The 18,924-nt window shown below is 69.6% G+C and carries 13 protein-coding genes; 7 read left to right on the forward strand and 6 right to left on the reverse strand.

Annotation, left to right across the window (positions count from 1 at the left end; all coding sequences use genetic code 11):
• The first annotated feature begins 5 nt into the window (after positions 1-5).
• Entirely contained in the window at positions 6-1,952 is a 1,947-nt protein-coding gene (locus CWS50_RS02515; RefSeq protein WP_127841532.1) for a DUF6541 family protein, read from the forward strand.
• Between the two features lie 87 nt (positions 1,953-2,039).
• On the opposite strand, the gene rfbB is transcribed toward CWS50_RS02515, so the two are convergent.
• Positions 2,040-3,035 carry a dTDP-glucose 4,6-dehydratase gene (gene rfbB, locus CWS50_RS02520; protein ID WP_127841533.1) on the reverse strand — a complete coding sequence of 332 codons (996 nt, stop codon included), beginning with the start codon at positions 3,033-3,035 and terminating at the stop codon, positions 2,040-2,042.
• A gap of 367 nt (positions 3,036-3,402) precedes the next feature.
• Between rfbB and CWS50_RS02525 the strand changes: the two genes are divergently transcribed.
• Positions 3,403-5,595 (forward strand): N-acetylmuramoyl-L-alanine amidase, encoded by a 2,193-nt coding sequence (locus tag CWS50_RS02525; protein WP_127841534.1) that lies wholly within the window; start codon positions 3,403-3,405, stop codon positions 5,593-5,595.
• An 18-nt stretch (positions 5,596-5,613) separates the two neighbouring features.
• A complete protein-coding gene (locus CWS50_RS02530) occupies positions 5,614-8,628 on the forward strand; it encodes a YfhO family protein (RefSeq protein WP_127841535.1) in 3,015 nt (1,004 codons plus the stop codon).
• Here CWS50_RS02530 and CWS50_RS02535 read toward each other — a convergent pair.
• From CWS50_RS02535 to CWS50_RS02545, 3 genes are read right to left on the reverse strand one after another with little or no spacing between them, the layout of a single operon-like run.
• A complete protein-coding gene (locus CWS50_RS02535; RefSeq protein WP_127841536.1) occupies positions 8,512-9,471 on the reverse strand; it encodes a lysylphosphatidylglycerol synthase domain-containing protein in 960 nt (319 codons plus the stop codon). The genes CWS50_RS02530 and CWS50_RS02535 overlap by 117 nt on opposite strands.
• Positions 9,468-10,781 carry a glycosyltransferase family 4 protein gene (locus CWS50_RS13155; RefSeq protein WP_206610456.1) on the reverse strand — a complete coding sequence of 438 codons (1,314 nt, stop codon included), beginning with the start codon at positions 10,779-10,781 and terminating at the stop codon, positions 9,468-9,470. Before CWS50_RS13155 ends, CWS50_RS02535 begins: the two co-directional genes overlap by 4 nt.
• Entirely contained in the window at positions 10,781-11,905 is a 1,125-nt protein-coding gene (locus CWS50_RS02545) for a glycosyltransferase family 2 protein (RefSeq protein ID WP_127841537.1), read from the reverse strand. The genes CWS50_RS13155 and CWS50_RS02545 overlap by 1 nt, the downstream gene beginning before the upstream one ends.
• Before the next feature lie 365 nt (positions 11,906-12,270).
• Here CWS50_RS02545 and CWS50_RS02550 point away from each other — a divergent pair, with 365 nt between their 5' ends.
• Genes CWS50_RS02550 through CWS50_RS02565 form a run of 4 tightly spaced genes read left to right on the forward strand, consistent with a single transcriptional unit; the run spans position 12,271 to position 16,753 of the window.
• Positions 12,271-13,101 (forward strand): ABC transporter permease, encoded by an 831-nt coding sequence (locus tag CWS50_RS02550; protein ID WP_127841538.1) that lies wholly within the window; start codon positions 12,271-12,273, stop codon positions 13,099-13,101.
• Position 13,102: 1 nt separating this feature from the next.
• Positions 13,103-14,386 carry an ABC transporter ATP-binding protein gene (locus CWS50_RS02555; RefSeq protein ID WP_243118423.1) on the forward strand — a complete coding sequence of 428 codons (1,284 nt, stop codon included), beginning with the start codon at positions 13,103-13,105 and terminating at the stop codon, positions 14,384-14,386.
• Positions 14,376-15,800, forward strand: coding sequence for a glycosyltransferase (locus CWS50_RS02560; RefSeq protein WP_127841539.1), 1,425 nt, complete (start codon positions 14,376-14,378; stop codon positions 15,798-15,800). Before CWS50_RS02555 ends, CWS50_RS02560 begins: the two co-directional genes overlap by 11 nt.
• The gene (locus tag CWS50_RS02565; RefSeq protein WP_243118424.1) at positions 15,773-16,753 is read left to right on the forward strand and encodes a glycosyltransferase family 2 protein; all 981 of its coding nucleotides are present in this window, start codon (positions 15,773-15,775) and stop codon (positions 16,751-16,753) included. Before CWS50_RS02560 ends, CWS50_RS02565 begins: the two co-directional genes overlap by 28 nt.
• Positions 16,754-16,805: 52 nt before the next feature.
• On the opposite strand, the gene CWS50_RS02570 is transcribed toward CWS50_RS02565, so the two are convergent.
• Positions 16,806-17,909, reverse strand: coding sequence for a hypothetical protein (locus CWS50_RS02570; protein WP_127841540.1), 1,104 nt, complete (start codon positions 17,907-17,909; stop codon positions 16,806-16,808).
• A gap of 3 nt (positions 17,910-17,912) precedes the next feature.
• The gene (locus CWS50_RS02575) at positions 17,913-18,827 is read right to left on the reverse strand and encodes a DNA-methyltransferase (protein WP_206610457.1); all 915 of its coding nucleotides are present in this window, start codon (positions 18,825-18,827) and stop codon (positions 17,913-17,915) included.
• Positions 18,828-18,924 lie beyond the last annotated feature (97 nt).

Raw genomic sequence — 18,924 nt, forward strand, 5'->3', positions numbered from 1 at the left:
ACGACGTGCTGGAATGGCTTGCTGCGGTGCTCCTGGCCGCCATCTCCCTGTCGCTTCTGCTGCTTCCCGGCCTTCTTGTCCTCGGGTCCCTCGGGGCGGGGCCTCGCCTGGCCGTGGCGGGGGCGCCCGGTACGGGGATCATTGTGGTCACCGCTGGCACGGTCGTCATGCCGTTTCTCGGACTGGGGTGGACCAGGCCGAGTGCGTCCCTGCTCCTGCTCCTGGTGTGCCTCCCGGCCGGAGCGGTCTGGCTGCTCAGGAGCCGTCGTAGCTACCGCAGGGGCAGGCCTGGTGGGTCCTGGTGCGGCCTGGCTGCCTCGCCCACGGCCTGGGCGGCGCTTCTGGGGGTGGTCCTGGCCGCGCTGCTCCAGGTGGCTGTCCTCGTCCGCGCGGCGGGTAGCCCTTCCGCGATCCTGCAGAACCACGACGTGATGTTCCACCTGAACTACGTCGTCGAGATCATGGACTCCGGTAACGCCTCCCCCCTGGGCTCCTCGCAGCCGGTCAACGGGGGCGGGTACTACCCGAACCTGTGGCACACACTCGCCGCGCTCGTGCCGACGGTGGATGTGCCCACCGCCTTCAACGTCATCGTGCTCATGGTCTCACTGTTCCTGGCACCCCTGGGGTGCGCGCTGCTGGGGCGCGCCGCAGGGGGCGGTCCCGTCACTGCTGCCCTGGCCCCCTCCGCCGGGGCCGCCACCATGTGGTTTCCCGGGTTTCCGCTCTACTTCCACGGCCAGGCTCCCACCGCCCTGTCGGTGGCGCTGGTTCCCTTCGCCCTGGCGGCCCTCCTGGAGTGGTACAGGAGCAAGGGGGCCGTCACTGCCGTGCTTGCCGTCGTGGCCGGGATCGTTGGTGCGGGAGCCGCCCACGCGGGGGCGGGCCAGCTTCTTGTGGTCGTCGTGGCTGCGCTGACGCTCCTGTGGTCCGTCCAGGTGGCTGTACGGGGCCGAGGGGTGGCACGGTTGTGGTCCCTGCTGCTGGTGGGTCTGGCGGCCCTGGTGCTGTGGGCCATGTGCTTGCTGCCGGCCCTGGGTGCCATGAGCGGCTACGACCGTCAGCCGCGGAGCATGGGCGAGGTCCTGGTCGGGGCGCTCACCCTGGCTCCGCTCCAGGGCAACGGCGGCACGTGGCACTACTGGCCCGTGGCCCTGGCTGCCCTGTGCGGCCTGGTCCTCACCCTGTGCCGTCGGCGCTGGGAGGTGGTGACGGCCTGGGGCACCGTGCTGCTCCTTGTCGTGCTGACCGCCAGCCCGCAGGGGTGGTGGCGCGCCCTGGTCGGCGGGTGGTGGCGTGACGACAACCGCTACCTGGGGCTTCTCGCGGTCCTGTCCGGGGTTCTGGCCGCCTGCGCGGTGGAGGCCGTCCTGACCTGGTGCGCGGCCCGGCTGCGCCAGGGCGGGCTCGTGCCTGTGGTGGGTGCGCTCCTTGTCGGCAGCACGGTGGCGGTGGCAAGCTGGGTCGCAGTGGGCACGACGGCTAGGGACACCACGACCTGGGCGCGTCGCGGCTATGACGCCTCCGCGCTTATCCACCTGCCGTGGGTCACGACTGAGGAGACCCGTTTTATACAGGACGCTGCCAGGGACCTTCCGACCGACGCCGTGGTCTATGGGTACCCCGCCTCTGGTGCAGGGCTCTTTCCCGTGCTGGCAGGTGCAGACAGTATCCATCGTACCTCCACCTCCCGAGGCGCCCCCTACGAGGAGGTCTACCTGGCCAGGCAGTTCAACCTCATCCACACCGACCCTGTGGTCTGCCAGCAGGTCAGAGCCCGGGGCGGAACCCCGGTGTACTACCAGGACACCAGCATCCCGCCCGACGCGATCTCCCCTGACTTCTCCGGGTACGTCAACGTGGACACCTCCCAGGGGTTCACCCTGCTGGCGTCGGAGGGAACAGCCAGTCTCTGGCTTGTCACCGCCTGTGACGGGCAGGCTGACGGGTAGGGGCACCTGGGCTGGTGGCTGGGTGGCCTCGTTCTGGTCAGCCGCTGTCGACCACCTTGGCCGACTTTTTTACCGGCTTTTGACCGGCTACTGCCCCTGGGCCGCGTACCTGGCCTCGACCTCAGCCTTGAGAGGCCGCCACCACGCCTCGTTGTCCCGGTACCACTCGATGGTGGCCTGCAGGCCGGAGCGGAAGTCGGTGTAGCGGGGTGCCCATCCGAGCTCCTCAACCAGTTTGGTGTTGTCGATCGCGTAGCGCATGTCGTGACCGGGGCGGTCCGCCACGTGGTCGTAGTCGTCGGGCTCGTGCCCCATGAGCTCGCAGATCAGCTCGACGACCTCCTTGTTGCTCTTCTCCCCGTTGGCGCCGATCAGGTAGGTCTCACCGACGCGGCCCTTCTCGACGATGTCCCACACGGCGTCGTTGTGGTCCAGGACGTGGATCCAGTCGCGCACGTTCTGGCCGGCGCCGTACAACCTGGGGCGCACGCCGTCGATGAGGTTGGTGACCTGGCGGGGGATGAACTTCTCCACGTGCTGATAGGGGCCGTAGTTGTTGGAGCAGTTGGAGATGGTGGCCTCCACGCTGAAGGAGCGTACCCAGGCGCGCACCAGCAGGTCGCTGCCCGCCTTGGAGGAGGAGTAGGGGGAGGAGGGGTTGTAGGGGGTCGTCGGGGTGAACTTTGCCGGGTCGTCCAGCTCCAGGTCGCCGTAGACCTCGTCGGTGGAGACGTGGTGGAAGCGCACCCGGTGGCGGCGTACGGACTCCAGCAGCGTGAAAGTGCCCACCAGGTTGGTGCGGATGAAGGGGGAGGGGTCCCGCAGGGAGTTGTCGTTGTGGGACTCAGCGGCGAAGTGGATGACGACGTCGGCCTCGGCTACCAGCGGGTCAACCGTGTCCGCGTCGGCGATGTCGCCCACGACCAGGGTCACGCGCTCGCCCAGGTCCGCCAGGGAGCCCCGGTTTCCGGCGTAGGTGAGCTTGTCGAGCACCGTGACCGTGGCGTCGGGGTAGCGCATGAGGGTCTGGTGGACGAAGTTGGCACCGATGAAGCCGGCACCGCCGGTGATGAGGACGTGCATGTGTCTGGGTCTCCGAACGTGTCTGGGCCGGTCAGGACGACGATACCGGTACCGGCTGCTGCTGACCGCTGACATCATGCCACAGGCCTGCGGGAGCCGTCGCAGTTGCACCGGGCGGCCGGTGCTCGTTGGGCAGCACGACACGGCCTGTCACATAATTGTGACCTAGAGATGGTCTCCTTGCGCGATGCTGCGATGACAGCCGAGGGGCCGTCCCTGCGCGCTGTGAGAGGTCTGTGTGCTCCGTGGTGAGATCCATGGCTCTTCCTTAACGAGTAGTGGGCGGGTAGTCTCCCCGGTGGCTACGCGGGTTCTGCGCGGCGTGTACGTGCGCAGCTCCCGGTCCTGCCGCATCGAAAGGAGCAACATGCCCGCCTCTCGTCTTCTCCAGGCCGTCGTCGCGGTCCTTCTTGTCCTGCTGGTGGGAGCGGCTCCCACGGCAGGCGCGGACACGGGCACGGAGCAGGAGGCCCCTGCACCGGTCCAGGTCCTCAGCCTGACCACTGCGGAGGGCGAGGCCACGGACGTGGCCGAGGCGGGGCTCGACGAGGCCCAGGGAGAGGCCCAGGAGGAGCAGCAGCCCGCTGACGGCACAGGTCAGCCCTCCTCCGTGACACCGGTGGTGGGCGCCACGCGGGAGGCCCAGGAGGTCGAGGTGGTGCCTGCGGCGGAGACGGAGGCTGCTACCCCGGAGGCCGACGCCGTGCTGCTGACTGAGCCGCTGGAGGTCTCTGACTTCCTGGTCGCAGGATTCACCTGGGCCGAAGGCACCAGCCTGCCCGAGGGGACGCAGATCTACCTTCGGGTGCGCGAGGGCAGCGAGTGGTCGGAGTGGTACCTCAACGAGTCGGTCGACTCCGGTCCTGACGACGTGGCGGCGGGTGGTACCGGGGAGTTCGTCACCGGCGGTGCCGACGCCGTCCAGGCTGCGGTCCTGGGGGCGCCGGAGGATCTCCCGGCCGACCTCCAGCTGGCGCTGGTCCCCGGCAACCCGGAGGGCGAGCAGGTCCTGGAGGACTCCGACGTCGACACCGCCGAGGCTGGCCCCACTCCGGTGTCACCACAGTCCCCCGAGCCTGGGGAGACCGGTACCGAGGAGCAGGAGTCCCAGGACGGCGGCTCCGGTGAGGGCTCCGGCGAGAGCGGTGGCGCTGAGAGCACCCCTGCCTCTCCGGAGGTCTCCCAGCAGCCGGCCGTCGGCCCCTCCGACCCGGTGGGCTCCAGCGTGCTCCCTGCGGCGCTCGGGGCCGCGACCACGGCGAACGGCCTGCCGGTGGAGGTGACCACCCGTGCCGAGTGGGGTGCCAACTCCGCCTACATGACGTGGAGCCCGAGCTACGCCTCGGCCTCGCACGTCGTGGTCCACCACACGGCAGGAACCAACAGCTACACCTCGAGCCAGTCCGCCTCAATCGTCAACGGCATCTACTACTACCACGCCGTGACCCTGGGCTGGGGCGACATCGGCTACAACTTCCTCATCGACAAGTACGGCCGGGTCTTTGAGGGCCGGTACGGGTCCACCACCGCAGCAGCGGGGAAGATGGTGGTGGGAGGCCACGCCCTGGGTGTCAACACCGGCACGATGGGGCTGTCCATGCTGGGCACCTACAGCTCTGTGGCACCCACCGACACCCAGGTCCAGGCCGTGGGGAAGATGGCGGGCTGGTTCCTGGGCCGTGCAGGCGTCTCCAGCGCCACCGGGTCCGCCAACCTCACCATCAGGACCACGGCACGCTACCAGGCGGGCACGACGGTGTCCCTGCCCCGCATCATCGGTCACCGTGACGTGGGGTACACGACCTGCCCCGGCGACGTCGGCTACTCCAGGCTGGGGACCATCCGCTCGGTCGCGCAGGGCGTCATCGGCTCCACGGTCGGCAGCATCAACACGATCTACCTCAACAACTCCTGGTCGGCCAGGGCCGACATCGAGCTCCAGTACGGCCGGTCCACCTCCCAGATGCTCTCCGGGGACTGGAACGGTGACGGCGTCGACACCCTGGCCCGCCGTGACGGCAACAAGGTCGGGTTCCGCAACACCAACTCCACCGGAGGCAGCCTGCGCACCTTCACCTACGGTCGGGCCAGCGACGAGGTCCTGGTCGGCGACTGGGACGGCAACGGGACGGACACCCTGGCGGTGCGCCGAGGCAACACCTACTACTTCCGCAACTCCATGGACGGGGGGCAGGCGGATGTCACCACCTCCTACGGCAGGGCCGACGACGAGGTTGTCGTCGGCGACTGGAACGGTGACGGCAGGGACACCCTGGCGGTGCGCCGAGGCAGCACCTACTACATCAAGAACTCCATCAGCGCCGGGGCTGCGGACAGGGTCGTCCCCTACGGCCGCTCCAGCGACACCGTGCTGTCCGGTGACTGGGACGGTGACGGCAGGGACACCCTGGCGGTGCGCCGAGGCAACACCTACTACGTCAAGAACACGATCGCCGGGGGCGCGGCCGATATCACCCAGGCCTACGGCCGGGCTGCCGACAAGGTCCTGGTCGGTGACTGGGACGGTGACCGTGATGACACGCTGGGAGTGGTTCGCTGAGGCCTGCCCGGATGCGGCATGATGGTCGCGCACCGTGCCGGGTACGCGGAGCCTGGCACCTCTGAGCCCCAGGAGATCCTCTCGATGCGTCCTGCGCCTCCCGCGCCCCTCGCACGTCTGGTGCACCGGACGCGCCCTCCTCTGTCCCGGCTGAGGTCCGGAGGCGGCCGTCTGGGTGCTGACGCGGTAGACACCGTCCTGGCCGCCCTGGGCTGGCTGGGGGTGCTGGTCTTCCTGGTGCTGGTCATCGTCCCCGGGCTCCTGCCCTCGCGCGTCTTTCTTGCCACCGACCTGCTGAGCGTCATGGACCCCTGGGCCGTCGCCGACGGCAACGAGGTCACCAACCCTCTCATCTGGGACACGATCGACTCCGCCACCCCGATGGCGGTGCTCATCGTGGAGTCGGTGCGCTCTGGGGACATTCCCCTGTGGGACCCCTACACCAACGGAGGGACCACGCTGGCGGCGCTGCCCAACTCGGGGCTGCTGTCCCCCCTGTCCCTGCCCTGGTGGGTCCTGCCGCCGACCGCAGCCACCGCAGGTGTCAAGATCATGGAGGTAGCGGCGGTAGCCCTGGGGATGAACGGCCTCCTGCGGCGACGCTGGAGCCTGCCCCGGCTCACGGTGCCCCTGGCCACCCTGATCTACACCACCAGCGGCTTCATGGTGGCCTGGACCAGCTGGCCCCAGACCAGGGTCGCCGCGATGATCCCGCTGCTGTTCTGGGCCACGGACAGGCTTGCGGTGGAGCGGAGATGGTGCGACGTGCTGCCTGGGGGCCTCATCATCGCCTCTATGCTGCTGGGAGGGTTCCCTGCCATCGTGGTCTACTCGCTCCTGACGGCGGTGGGCTACCTCCTGGTGCGGGCGCTGGCGCAGGGGCTGCGGCCGACCCAGGTGGCAGCCTGCCTGCTGAGGTCCGCTGCGGGTGTCCTCCTGGGCGCTGGCCTGGCAGCCGTCCAGCTGCTGCCCTTTGTGTGGCAGAGCCTCCACTACGTCAACTTCGAGTCGCGCACGGCTGAGAACACGCAGCCCCTGCCGCTGCAGAGCCTGGCCTCTGCGCTGGTCCCCTCGCTGCTGGGCGACCCCGCTGCCGAGACCGGCCGGTGGGTGGCCCACCCGGTGGAGGGATTCTCCTACGTCGGTGCTGCCGCCCTGGTCCTGGTCTCACTAGCCCTGCTCGTCACCTCCCGACGACGTCCTCCCCGGGGCGTGCTGCCCTTCCTCGTCACCGCGCTTGTCGTGCTCCTGGTCGCCGTCTACCTGGGTGGTCCGCTGCTACGGCTGCTCCAGGAGGTGCCGGGCGTGGGAAGCAGCCCCATCGGACGCATGCGCTCGGTCCTGGGGTTCCTGGTGGCTGTCCTGGCCGCGTGCGGTCTGGCGGCGGTCTACGAGGCCGAGGGCCTGAGGGCACAGCTGCGCAGGCTGCGGGGAACCGACCGGTCCGCCCGGTCGTGGGTGGTGGCCGGGGGCGTGCTGGTGCTGGCAGTCGGTCTGGTGGGGGTCATGGTGGCCCTGGCTGTGCGCTACCGGGACCCGCAGGACGCGCAGGCCTCGTGGCGGCTCATCGGGACCGCGTTGGTGCTCCTGGCGGTCTGCACGGCGGCGGCGGCACTGGCCTGGGTGCTGCCCCGGCGCTGGACGGCGGTGCTCGCCGTCGTCGTGGCCCTGGTCCTGACGACCCTCACCTCGGTGGACACGGCCCGGCGCTGGTGGCCGCTGAGCGACTCCGACACCTTCTACGCCAGGACCCCGACCCACGAGCTCTTGGAGGACAGGCTCGACGGTAACCGCTACGTGTCGGTGTACACCGCGATGATGCCGGGGACCTCGACCCTCTACCGCCAGCGCGCGCTGAGCGGGCACGCCTTCGTCTCCCCGCAGTGGCGCGAGACCATGTCCCAGGTCGAGGACGGCTTCTTCCAGACTTCCACCTACTCCATGCTGCCCGTGGGCTCGTTGCTCGACGGCGTTGACAGCGGGGTCCTTGACCGCTACGCAGCCAGATACGTCGTGGCCCCGATGTCGGAGTACCTCCCGGGTGAGCGTGAGGAGGGGACAGCTGTGACGGAGGTGACCACGCTGCGTGCCGACGGGACGGTCCTGGCCTCAGGGTCCTTCGCCGGAGCCGTGCGTGGGATCGTCGTCACCGCCTCCTCATACGAGTCCCTGGAGACGGACGACGGGCTGCTGACGGTCAGGATCGTCAGCGACGACGACGGCAGCGTGCTGGCCACCTCTACCTCGGACATCGACGGGGCGCCGGGTCTTGACGGGTACGTCGCCGTGGCCGGGGAGGACATTCCTGCCGACCAGTCCTGGCACGCCGAGGTGGCGCTTGCCGAGACCGGGGGCAGCCTGGACCTGGGGACACGGGCTGACGGCGCCCTGGCGCTGGACCCCTACCGCCCTCTCGATGACGGCCTGCGCCTCGTCCACGCCGGAGACGCTGTCGTCCTGGAGCGGCTGAGCGCCCTGGACCGGGTGCGCTGGGCCTCGACCCAGACGGTTGTCGAGGACGAGCAGGAGAGGCTGGCAGTCCTGGAGGAGGGGGAGCTGGCCGAGGACACCGTCGTGCTGGAGGACGCCTCTGACGCCCAGGCCACGACGGAGGGGACCTCGGCCACCGTCACGGAGAAGGACCTTGGCACCGACACCGTGGAGCTGACCGTGGAGTCCGACGGCCCCGGGTGGGTCGTCATCGCTGACCCCCTGCGCGACGGAGGCTGGGAGGCGACCCTGGACGGCAGGCAGGTCGAGCTGGTGGGGGCGGAGAACGCCGCTGTGGCGGTCTACGTCCCTCAGGCAGGCAGCCACACGATCCGCCTGGACTACACCGCCCCGTGGCTGGTCGCGGGGCTGCTGGTCACCGGGTTCTCCTGGGTGGTCGTGCTCGCAGCCTGCCTGCCGAGCCTCCTACGGCGGGCCCGCGCCGTGACCTCGGTGGTCCCGGTGGTGGTCCCGGCGCGTGCGCGCCGCAAGCAGGCCGAGGCCTCCCAGGGCCACGTCCGCCACGGTCAGCACCACGCGTGACAGCAGCACGACCACCACGACGCCGCCGCTAGACAGGGACCCGGCCAGCACCAGGGCGAGCACCGCCTCGCGCACCCCGGCTCCAGCGGGGACAAGGACCACGAGGAACCCGACGCTCCAGGCCAGGGCGTAGCCCCCGGTGCACAGCACGAGCGTGGAGGCGCTGGCCTGCATCCCGGTGCCCACGGCCAGGAGGAACACCTGCAGCCCGGCAGCCACCCAGGCCAGGAGGGTCCAGGCGGCACAGGCCAGCACCCCGGTCCAGCTGACCGCCCCCTCCAGCGGGGGGCGTCCGGCCAGGCGCAGCGCGGCGCCCAGCAGGCGGTTGAGGAGTGGAGGGGCCAGCAGGATCAGCAGGGTCGGCAGTGTGGCAAGGGTCCAGGAGTAGGTGGCGGCGACCTGCTGCGGAGCGAAGTGCATAGTTCCCACCGCCAGAGCCAGTCCCGTCACGGTTGACATGGCGACGCTGACAGCCATGACTGAGACGGACCGGCGTCGGGGGACCTGGTGGTCCGCCCCCAGCTCGGCAGCAGCCAGGATGTTCCACACCCCCCCGGGCAGGTACTTGCCCAGCTGGGAGACGAAGAACACGCGGAAGGCCGGCCCGCGGGGCAGGGAGGTCCCCATGTCGGACAGCAGGCAGCGCCACGCCAGCCAGGTCAGGACCACGTAGGCCAGGCCGGCGGCCAGCGCACCGCCCAGGAGCCACAGGCTCATGCCCGACATGGCGGCGCGCACCTGCGTCCACTGGGAGGTGACGGCGTAGACGGCCAGGGCCAGGGCGGTCAGGAGGAAGACCGTACGCACCCATGGGGAGCGCAGGAGCCGCAGCGCCGCCCTCATGAGACCTCCCGCCGACGGGTGCCGCCGGGGACGGTGAGCACGTGCTCCAGGGGGTGGACGGCTCGTACCGGGGTAAAGGCCTGGGCGGCGGCGGTGGCCCGGCGTCTGGCCTGCTCCAGGGTCTGGGGGCTGCTGGCCAGCCTCTCCAGGGCCTGGGCGAGGGCCTCGGCACTACCGGGAGGCACGAGCACGGCCGCCTGGCCCAGTGCCCGTCGCTGGGGAGGTGTGTCCGAGGTGACGACCGCGCACCCGGCAGCCATCCCCTGGTACACCTTGTTGGGGACGACGTCGAGTGCCTTGCTCGTGGTCCCCATGATCCCCAGGCACACGTCGTGGCGGGCGACGAGGTCGGGAAGACGGGCAGGCTCCACCCAGTCGTGCCACTCCACTGTCTCTACCCCACGCAGGACACGCTCGCACTCGCAGCGGTCCTGCCCCGTTCCGATGAGCGTGGCACGTATGTTGTCGGCACGGTCGGCCAGGATCCGCAGTGCGCGTGCGATTGTGGGCGTGCCCTGGAGTGGGGTGAACATCCCGTAGAAGACGACCGACAGCGGCCGGGCGGGTACGGCGGCCGGGAGACTGCCGTCGGCGGTGGTGCTGCCGGTGGCGCGGGTAGTGGTGCTGGTGGTGCCTGGCGCTTGCTCATGGGCGAGCCGACGCTGCCGGGCGCGCTGGCCGGAGTCGTACCACTGCTGGGGGGCGCCCACGGGGACGACGACGGCGCGGGCACGCGCACCTGGCTCCAGGCGGGCCGCGTGCTCGTGGGTGTCCACCACGACGACGTCGGCCGTTTTGGTGGCCAGGGTGTCCAGGCCCTCCAGCAGCCACACCCGCGTGCCGCCCTCGCCCCGGTCCCGGGCCGTGCCCGAGGCGAAGACCAGGTGGTCCAGGACGATGGTGGTACGTGGGTACAGCACCCTGGCCAGCAGGACGTCGAAGTGCCCCATGTAGCCCACGAGCAGCACGTCGGGGGCTCGAGCACCCCGGAAGCGGCGGCTGCCCAGCGCCAGGGCTGACCAGCGGGCGGCCAGCCTCCCGGCGAGGACGGGAAGCCGCCAGGGTTGTCGGAGGATAGCGACTCGCTGCGCCGTACCCAGGCCGAGGGGCCGGTCCAGCTCGCGCACCGTGAGCCCGTTGTCCCGCAGCCCGTCCAGGAGCACGGCGACCCGAGGGTGCGTCCTGGCGTCGTAGGTGCCGAACCCCAGGACCCGGGTCCTGGGGGAGGCGGGATCCGTGACGGTGCCCTCAGTCTCAGCGGCTGCCTGCGCGCCCTGTGCGCACCTGGGCGCGCCTGTGGCGGGAGGCATCAGCGTCCCACCGGGAGCTGGGCGGTGCTCGTGGCGGGGGCCGCGCCGCCTGTGCTGGCTGGGCTGCCCGTGCCGCTGCTGCCCGCGCTGGTGGAGGTGTCCTCTGCGCGGGCTGGGGCGGTGGTAGCAGTCGTGGCAGCAGCGGTGGCCTCGGTGGCGGCGCGGCCGGGCACTGCGGTGTCAGGCCGTCCGTACTCCAGGTTCTTCAGGCGTTCCAGCGCCTCCTCGACCAGGATACGGTTGGTGCGCTGCAGGTCGGCGATGACCAGCAGGGCGACGCTCAGCAGGGAGGCGACGAGCATGGCGACGCCGAAGATGAGGGACTGGACGTGCCCTCCTGCCTGTCCCATGAGCCACAGCACGAGGAAGCGGATGAAGGGGACGAGCCCCAGGACCCCCAGCACGGCTGCCAGCCACCCCAGGACCGCGTGCGGCTTGAACATGAGGTAGGAGCGGGCGATGGCCGAGCCGGACTTGGCCATGTGCTGGAAGATGTTGGTGAACAGGCGCGACTCGCGCGTCTTGGGGTTGGTGGTGATAGGCACGCTCGCGATGCGCAGGCGCTTGTTGCCCGCCTGGATGATGGTCTCCATGCAGTAGGAGAACTGCGTGACCACGTTGAGCCTGATGAGGGCGCTCTTGGAGTAGGCGCGGAACCCCGAGGCGGCGTCGGGCAGGGTGGTGCCGGCGGCGTAGTTGACGACCTGGGAGCCCACCCGCTGCATACGCTTCTTGAACCAGGAGAAGTGGGCGATCTGGGCGGTCTGGCGGTCGGCGATGGCGATGTCGGCCTGGCCGCTGACCACGGGTGCCACCAGGTCGCCGATGTACTCCTGCTTGTACTGGTTGTCACCATCGGTGTTGACGACGACGTCGGCCCCGTGGGCGAGGGCGTAGTCGACACCGTCCCTGAAGGAGCGGGCCAGTCCCATGTTGCGGGTGTGGCGGACCAGGTGGTGCACGCCGTGGGCGCGGGCCACCTCCACGGTGGCGTCGGTGGAGCCGTCGTCGATGACGAGGACCTCGACCTGGTCAACGCCGTTGATCTGCCTCGGAATGGTGTCGAGCACCATACCGAGGGTGTTCTCCTCGTTGAGGCAGGGGATCTGGACAAAGAGCTTCATGGTGTCCTGTGTTCGGTAGGAGGGGCGGACGCCGGGACGCGAGGGCCGTGGTACAGCGGACCCGGGGAGCGTGTGGGCACGGGGGCCTGCTGCCCGAGCCGGGCACCGGCCCCGGCGGCCGCGTTCCGGGCAGCGCTCCCCGGCCGTCGCTGCCACAGTGTAGGGCAGCGGGACAGGACGGCGCTTCTGCCCCCGGGCAGGGGCGCGGACCTGGCGCAGGTGGGATGTGCCCCACCTCCTGTACGGGCGTGCCCTCGGGTCTGCCTATGATGGTGGGGGCGCACCAGCCGGGCCGCTGTCCTGTCAGCCCTCCTGCCACGGTGCCTGGACCGTGCCCACTGCGTAGCCTGAGCAAAGGACGTGCCTTGCCGATTATCAGTGACCTGCGGGAGTCGCGAGAGCTCCTGTACAACCTCACGATGCGTGAGGTGAAGGGAAAGTACAAGAGGACCGCCCTGGGGCAGCTGTGGTCGCTGGCCAACCCGCTGGCGCTGATGGTGGTGTACTCCCTCGTCTTCAGCATCGTCATCCGCGTCCAGCCCGCCCCAGGCGACCCCTCAGGCCTGGACTACTTCGCCCTGTGGCTCATGTGCGGGCTGCTGCCGTGGTCCTTCTTCTCCAACGTGGTCAACGGCGGCATGGGGGCGCTGGTCGGCAACGAGAACCTCATCAAGAAGGTCTACTTCCCCCGCTCGGCGCTGCTGGTCTCCAACTCCCTGGCGTGGCTCTACTCGTGGTCGATTGAGATGGTGGTCCTGGTGGTGGCCGTCATCCTGCTGGGCGGCGCCCCCTACCTCTACGTCCTGCCCGTCATGGTGCTCATGGTCCTGCTCACGCTGTTCTCGACGGGGGTGGCGATGATGCTGTCCATTGCCAACGTGCACTTCCGCGACACGCAGTACCTTATGGGTATCGTCTTCCAGATCTGGTTCTACGCCAACCCGATCATCTACCCGGCCACGATGGTCCAGGAGGTCTCGGGCGGCGCCGGGTCCTTCCTGGGGATGACGGTGTTCGACCTCTACCGGCTCAATCCCTTCTACCACTTCATCCTGGCCTTCAGGAACCTGCTGTACGACAACCGGCTCCCCGCGCTGTCCACCAGCCTGGTCGTGCTGGTCCTGTCCCTGGGGGTGTTCCTCGTCGGGTGGCGGGTGTTCGACCGCCACCAGTCCCGTCTGGCGGAGGTGCTCTGAGATGTCTGCGATGTCTGAGACGGTCGGCTCCGCCGCAGTCAGCGTGGAGGCTGTGTCCAAGAGGTTCCGGGTCTACCGGGAGCGCAACAACACGCTGAAGTCCGCGCTCATGCGACGCGGTTCCTCCTCCTACCAGGACTTCCAGGCGCTGGAGGACGTGAGCCTGGAGATCCCCCAGGGGTCCACCTTCGCCCTGGTGGGTGACAACGGGTCAGGCAAGTCCACCCTGCTCAAGTGCATCGCCAGGATCCTGGTGCCCGACTCCGGGACCATCCGCCGCCGGGGCCGGATGGCGGCGATGCTGGAGGTCGGCTCCGGGTTCCACCCCGAGCTCTCCGGCCGGGAGAACATCTACCTCAACGGCTCGATCCTGGGCATGTCCAGGAGCGAGATCGATGCCAAGCTGGACCAGATCGTGGACTTCTCCGGGGTCGAGGCCTTCATCGACCAGCCGGTGAAGAACTACTCCTCGGGCATGTACGTGCGCCTGGGCTTCTCGGTGGCCATCCACACGGAGCCGGAGATCCTCCTGGTGGACGAGATCCTCGCCGTGGGCGACACCTCCTTCCAGGAGAAGTGCGCGCAGAAGTTCGCCGACCTGCGCGATGAGGGCCGTACCGTCGTCGTGGTCTCCCACTCCCTGCCCCAGCTGCGGTCCATGGCAGACCAGGCGGCCTACCTCGACCACGGCCGTCTCAAGGCCGTGGGCCCGGCCCGGGTCGTCCTGGAGCAGTACGCGGACGCGGAGCGCACCAATATCCGTACCGACGACAACGGCCGGGTCCGCTGGGGCACGGGTGAGGTCGTCGTGGAGCGCGTGGAGGTCATCGGCCCCCGAGGCCCGGTGGGCGCCGAGGGCCTGGCCTCAGGGGACCAGGTCGTGCTGCGCCTGCACTACCACGCCACCAGGCGGGTCGAGCGCCCCAGCCTGGGGCTCACGATGGACAGCGCGCAGGGCAGCTATCTGTGGGCCAGCTTCTCCCGCGACCAGGGCTTCAGCCCTGACTACCTGGAGGGGCGGGGCAGCGTTGACCTCGTCATCCCCCACCTGCCGCTCCAGGAGGGCCTCTACGCGGTGCACGGCGGTGTGCTCGGGGCGGGGCCGGAGGAGGTGTTCGACTTCGTCCGGGAGATCGCCTGGCTGCAGGTGGGCACCAGCGACCCCCGGGACTCCGGCGGGCCGGTGTCCATGGCGGGCCGGTGGAGGATGAGCGGGCAGACGCGTACGGCTGCCGAGGCGGTCTCGGCCTTGGGCGCAGGCACAGGAGGTAGGAATGAGCTCTGAGGTGGCACCGGGGGCCGACAGGTCCGGCGGGAGGTCCCAGAAGGCCTCTCAGCGGATCTCCCAGCGGATCGTGGTGGCGACCCTGGACACTCTCGGGGAGAAGATGGCCGGGCCGGCGATCCGGGCCTGGGAGATCTCCTCCCACCTGGCTGCCCAGGGCCATCGGGTGCGCCTGCTGACCTTTGCTGCCTGCCACCGCCAGGGTGAGGGGTTCCAGGCCGCGCGCACCGACGTCGACGGCTTCAGGCATGAGGTCGAGGGCGCCGACGTCGTGGTGATCCAGGGCTATATCGCGGCGACCTTCCCCTGGCTCCACGAGGCCCCCCAGAAGATCGTCATCGACCTGTACGACCCCTTTCACCTGGAGTCCCTGGAGGCGGAGAGGTACCAGCCGCTGGACCAGCGTGACGCCGCCCTGTCCCGGGCGCTGCTCGAGCTGGACGCCCAGGTCCTGCGGGGGGACTTCTTCATCTGCGCCTCCGAGAAGCAGCGCGACCTGTGGCTGGGGCACCTGGCGGGCTCGGGGCGGGTCAACCCTCTCACCTACGACGCCGACCCCTCGCTGCGCAGCCTGATCGACGTCGTCGCCTTCGGCACCTCCGACGACGAGGCGGTCCAGACCCGCCACCCCGTCAAGGGGGCCGTGCCCGGGATCGGGGCTGAGGACCCGGTCGTCATCTGGGGCGGAGGCGTCTACAACTGGTTCGACCCGCTGTCGGTGGTCAGAGCCATCGACGTGGTGCGGCGCCAGGTTCCTGACGTGAGGCTCTTCTTCCTGGGAATGAGGCACCCTAACCCGGACGTCCCGGAGATGGACATGGCCGTGCGTACCCGTCAGGAGGCTGACAGGCTCGGGCTGACGGGGACCACAGTGTTCTTCCACGAGGACTGGGTGGCCTACGAGGACCGGGTCAACTACCTCATGGACGCTGATGTCGGGGTCTCCACCCACTTTGACCACATTGAGACCGCCTTCTCCTTCAGGACCAGGATCCTGGACTACCTGTGGGCGGGCCTGCCGATCGTGTGCTCGGCAGGGGACTCCTTCGCGACCCTGGTGGAGCGCGAGGGCCTGGGGGCGAGTGTCCCCGTGGGTGACACGGACGCCCTGGCCAGCAGCATCGTCACCCTCCTGACTGACGACTCCGCAGCGCGCTCGGCGCGGGAGGCGGTCAGGGACGCGGCCCAGGGGCTCACGTGGCAGCGCACGCTGCAGCCTCTCATCCGCTACTGCGCCCAGCCCTACAGGGCGGCCGACCACGAGCGTGTCGCCGCCTACCGGCCCGCAGGACAGGTGTCCCTGCTGACGGCCCTGCGCCGGGACCTGCGCGCTGTCTCCCGTACCCTGAGGACGTCGGGGGCGCGTGGGGTGGCCGCCAAGGTGCGGTGGCGCCTGTCGAGGCTGAGGCGATGACCGGGGAGCGCCCGACGGGGGAGGTCCCGGCCAACCAGGTGGCCGCCGTGGTCGTCACCTACCACCCGGAACCCTCCTGCGCCGACCTGGTGACGGCCCTGTCCGCCCAGTGCCAGTGGGTTGTCGTGGTGGACAACGGCTCCTCTCCCGGGGAGCTCCAGCCGCTGCGGGAGGCATGCGCGCGTACCGGCGCCCACCTGGCGGAGATGGGGGACAACCTCGGGATCGCGGCTGCCCAGAACCACGGCATCGTGCGGGCACGCGAGCTGGGGGCACGCTGGGTCCTGCTGTCAGACCACGACTCGGTCCCCTCTCCCGGCATGGTGGACCAGCTGCTGGCGGCCTTCAGAGCCGACCAGCGGGACGACCCTGGTGGTAGCAGCCGCAGGGTGGCGGCAGCAGGCCCCCTCGTGGGGGAGGACCGCCAGGGTCGTGACCAGCTGGTCTACGTGGCCCGGCGCTGGGGCCCGCGCCGAGCCACGCCGGGGGAGCTGGAGGAGCCCTACCTGACGGTCGCCTTCCTCATCGCCTCCGGGTGCCTGGTGTCGGTGGAGGCGCTGGACCACGTCGGCCTCATGAGGGAGGACCTCTTCATCGACCACGTCGACCTGGAGTGGGGCCTGAGGGCGCGGCGCGCGGGCTACCGCCTGGTGGTGGCCACCGGCACGCCGATGACGCACCGCCTGGGTGACGAGGTGGTCCGGCTGCCCGGGCGTCGTCAGCCGGTACACGTCCACGCCCCTGTGCGCAGCTACTACCTGGTGCGCAACACGCTGATCCTGCTGCGCTCGGGCCTGCTCCCGGTGGCGTGGAGGGTCGGCTACACGGTCTGGCTGGCCAAGTACACGGCCTTCAACGCGGTCCTGGCTGACCGTCGTCGGCAGCGGGTCTCAGCACTGGCCCACGGGCTGGTGGACGGGCTGCGGGGACGGGGTGGAGCCCGTCCGTCCTGAACCTGGCGCGCGGCGCTGAGTCCGGGTGCCAGGGCAGACCTAGGCAGACGTCCTAGGCAGGTGCTGCGCCGATCAGCTGTGGGAAGGGGGAGACGGAGAGCATCTGCGTGAGGTCTGACAGAGTGAAGACCCGCCCGTCGGTGTCCCGGATGACTGGCCCCAGGGTGTCGTTGACGCGTGTCCACCCCAGTCCGGCAAGCACACCCACCAGGGGGACTCCGCCGAGACGGACGGACTCAGCGCGTAGACGCTCAAAGCGGTGCGCCTTGTCGCGTGCGGTACCGCCGTCGCTGGTGAGCTTGCACTCAAGCATGGCTCGCAGGGTGTGCGACTGGTCGTAGACCACGAAGTCGGGCGCAGGTGCGACGTGAATCTCAAAATGTTCGGCGATCTCTGCCTGGTTGTGCGAACCCGTACGGATATGGGGAATACCGTGGGCGAGGAACAGGTCCTCGACAGCGTCCTCAAGGATGTTCCCGCGCTGTGTCGACGTGGCGTCGAGAAGCTGCCGGAAGTGCCCGCCGTAGTGGCGCTGGTGCAGAAAGACCTCGTAGGGCACGCCGTCGCGGGCCAGCGCTGCCGCGGTGGCCCAGCCGTCGCGGGTGTCGAATTTGTCCTGCTTGGTTCGCAGGCCGTCCGGCGGGTCCCCGAACAGCGTGCCGTCCATAGCCTTGACAAGCGTCAGGGCCAGCGTCATGGCAGTGTCCTCCGACGGCCTGGTGCCGTGACGCTCCATCCCCTCGATGACACCGGGCGAGACTCTCCTGGGTGACGACGAGGAGCTGACGAGCGTTGTCGCGCTTGCCAGCTCCTTGGTGAGCAGTCCCAGAACTGTGCGGAAGGTCAGCAGCGAGCGGGGCTGGTCAAGGAGTGCGTGTGTCACCGTCTCCTGACTCATGTCAGTAAAGCCCTGCGTGGCTTCTAGGGTCGCGCGGTAGCTGGCTTGGAAGGTGGACAGCTCGTAGAAGTCCATGGAGTGGACGTAGGCGAAGTCCGGTGCGAGATGAGGAACGTAGACCTGGTTGGCTACCTCGGCGTAGATCTTGGTGTGCTCGGCTGTGCCGTGCCGTTGGGCGACCAGACGCATCTGCGCCACACGTTCGTCCCATGAACCGGTGCTGATGATCGCGTTGACGGTCTCCTCGACGGTTGCCATGCTCTAGCCTGCCTGTACCGGGGTGAGGAGCGTCGCATCAGCGGCAATACGCTCGCGGGCGGCCAGCGCGTACTGCTCATGCAGCTCCAGCCCTCCGGCCTGACGCCCCAGGCGCCGGGCGACGACTGCCGTCGTGCCGCTGCCGGCGAAGGGGTCGATGACGACGCCGTTGCCAGGCGTCATGGCCTTGACGAAGAACTCGGCCAGGCCCTCGGGCATGGGGGCCGTGTGGGTGACGCCCCGGTGCTGGTTGTAGGTCTGACTCACCGGGATGACGTTACCGGGATCGGCTCCGCCGTGGGCATAGGTTGTCACCCGGTTGCGGCCGAACCCTGCCTCGGTGGAGCGACGGCCACGGGTGTCCTGCCTGCGCCGCCTGATCTCCTCAGGTGTCGTCTTGTAGGGCACACGGACCGCGTCGAGGTCGAAGTAGGGCCTGGGACCGCGTGCGAAGTGGAACACGTGCTCGAAGGCGTCCTTTGTGCGGGGGCCGAACCTGCCGGGGATCGCGTTGGGCTTGGACCAGATGTACTCCTCGATCCACCGCCAGCCCATGTTCTGGAGGGCCAGGACGAGCTGGAACACGTAGGGGTGACGCTGCCCCTTGAGCGGCCCGTCCTTGGCGACGCGGTTCTTGATGTTGATGACGAGTGAGCCCGTCTCGCTCGTGGCCTTGTACATCGACCGGGCGAAGGGCAGGAACCACTCGACGTAGCGGTCAGGGTGCACACGGCTGTAGGCCCGTTGGTCGGCATAGGGCGGGGAGGTGAAGAACAGGTCGACACTGCCCTCGGGCAGCACCGGCAGCCACTGCGAGGAGTCACCCCATGTCACGCCCTCCTCAAGGAGGAGGGCGAGCGCACGAGCGGGGTCCTCGGGGACCGGGGGGGCAGGAGCAGGGACAGGATGAAGCGTCACACAGCCATCCTGCCGTAACGGTGTGACATCCATCGTGAGGCGCCGCGACCACTTATGTTCCCGGCCCGTCGGCAGCCGCTCCCGACTACATCGACGA

It is taken from the genome of Actinomyces wuliandei (assembly GCF_004010955.1).
GTDB classification, from domain to species: Bacteria; Actinomycetota; Actinomycetes; order Actinomycetales; family Actinomycetaceae; genus Actinomyces; species Actinomyces wuliandei.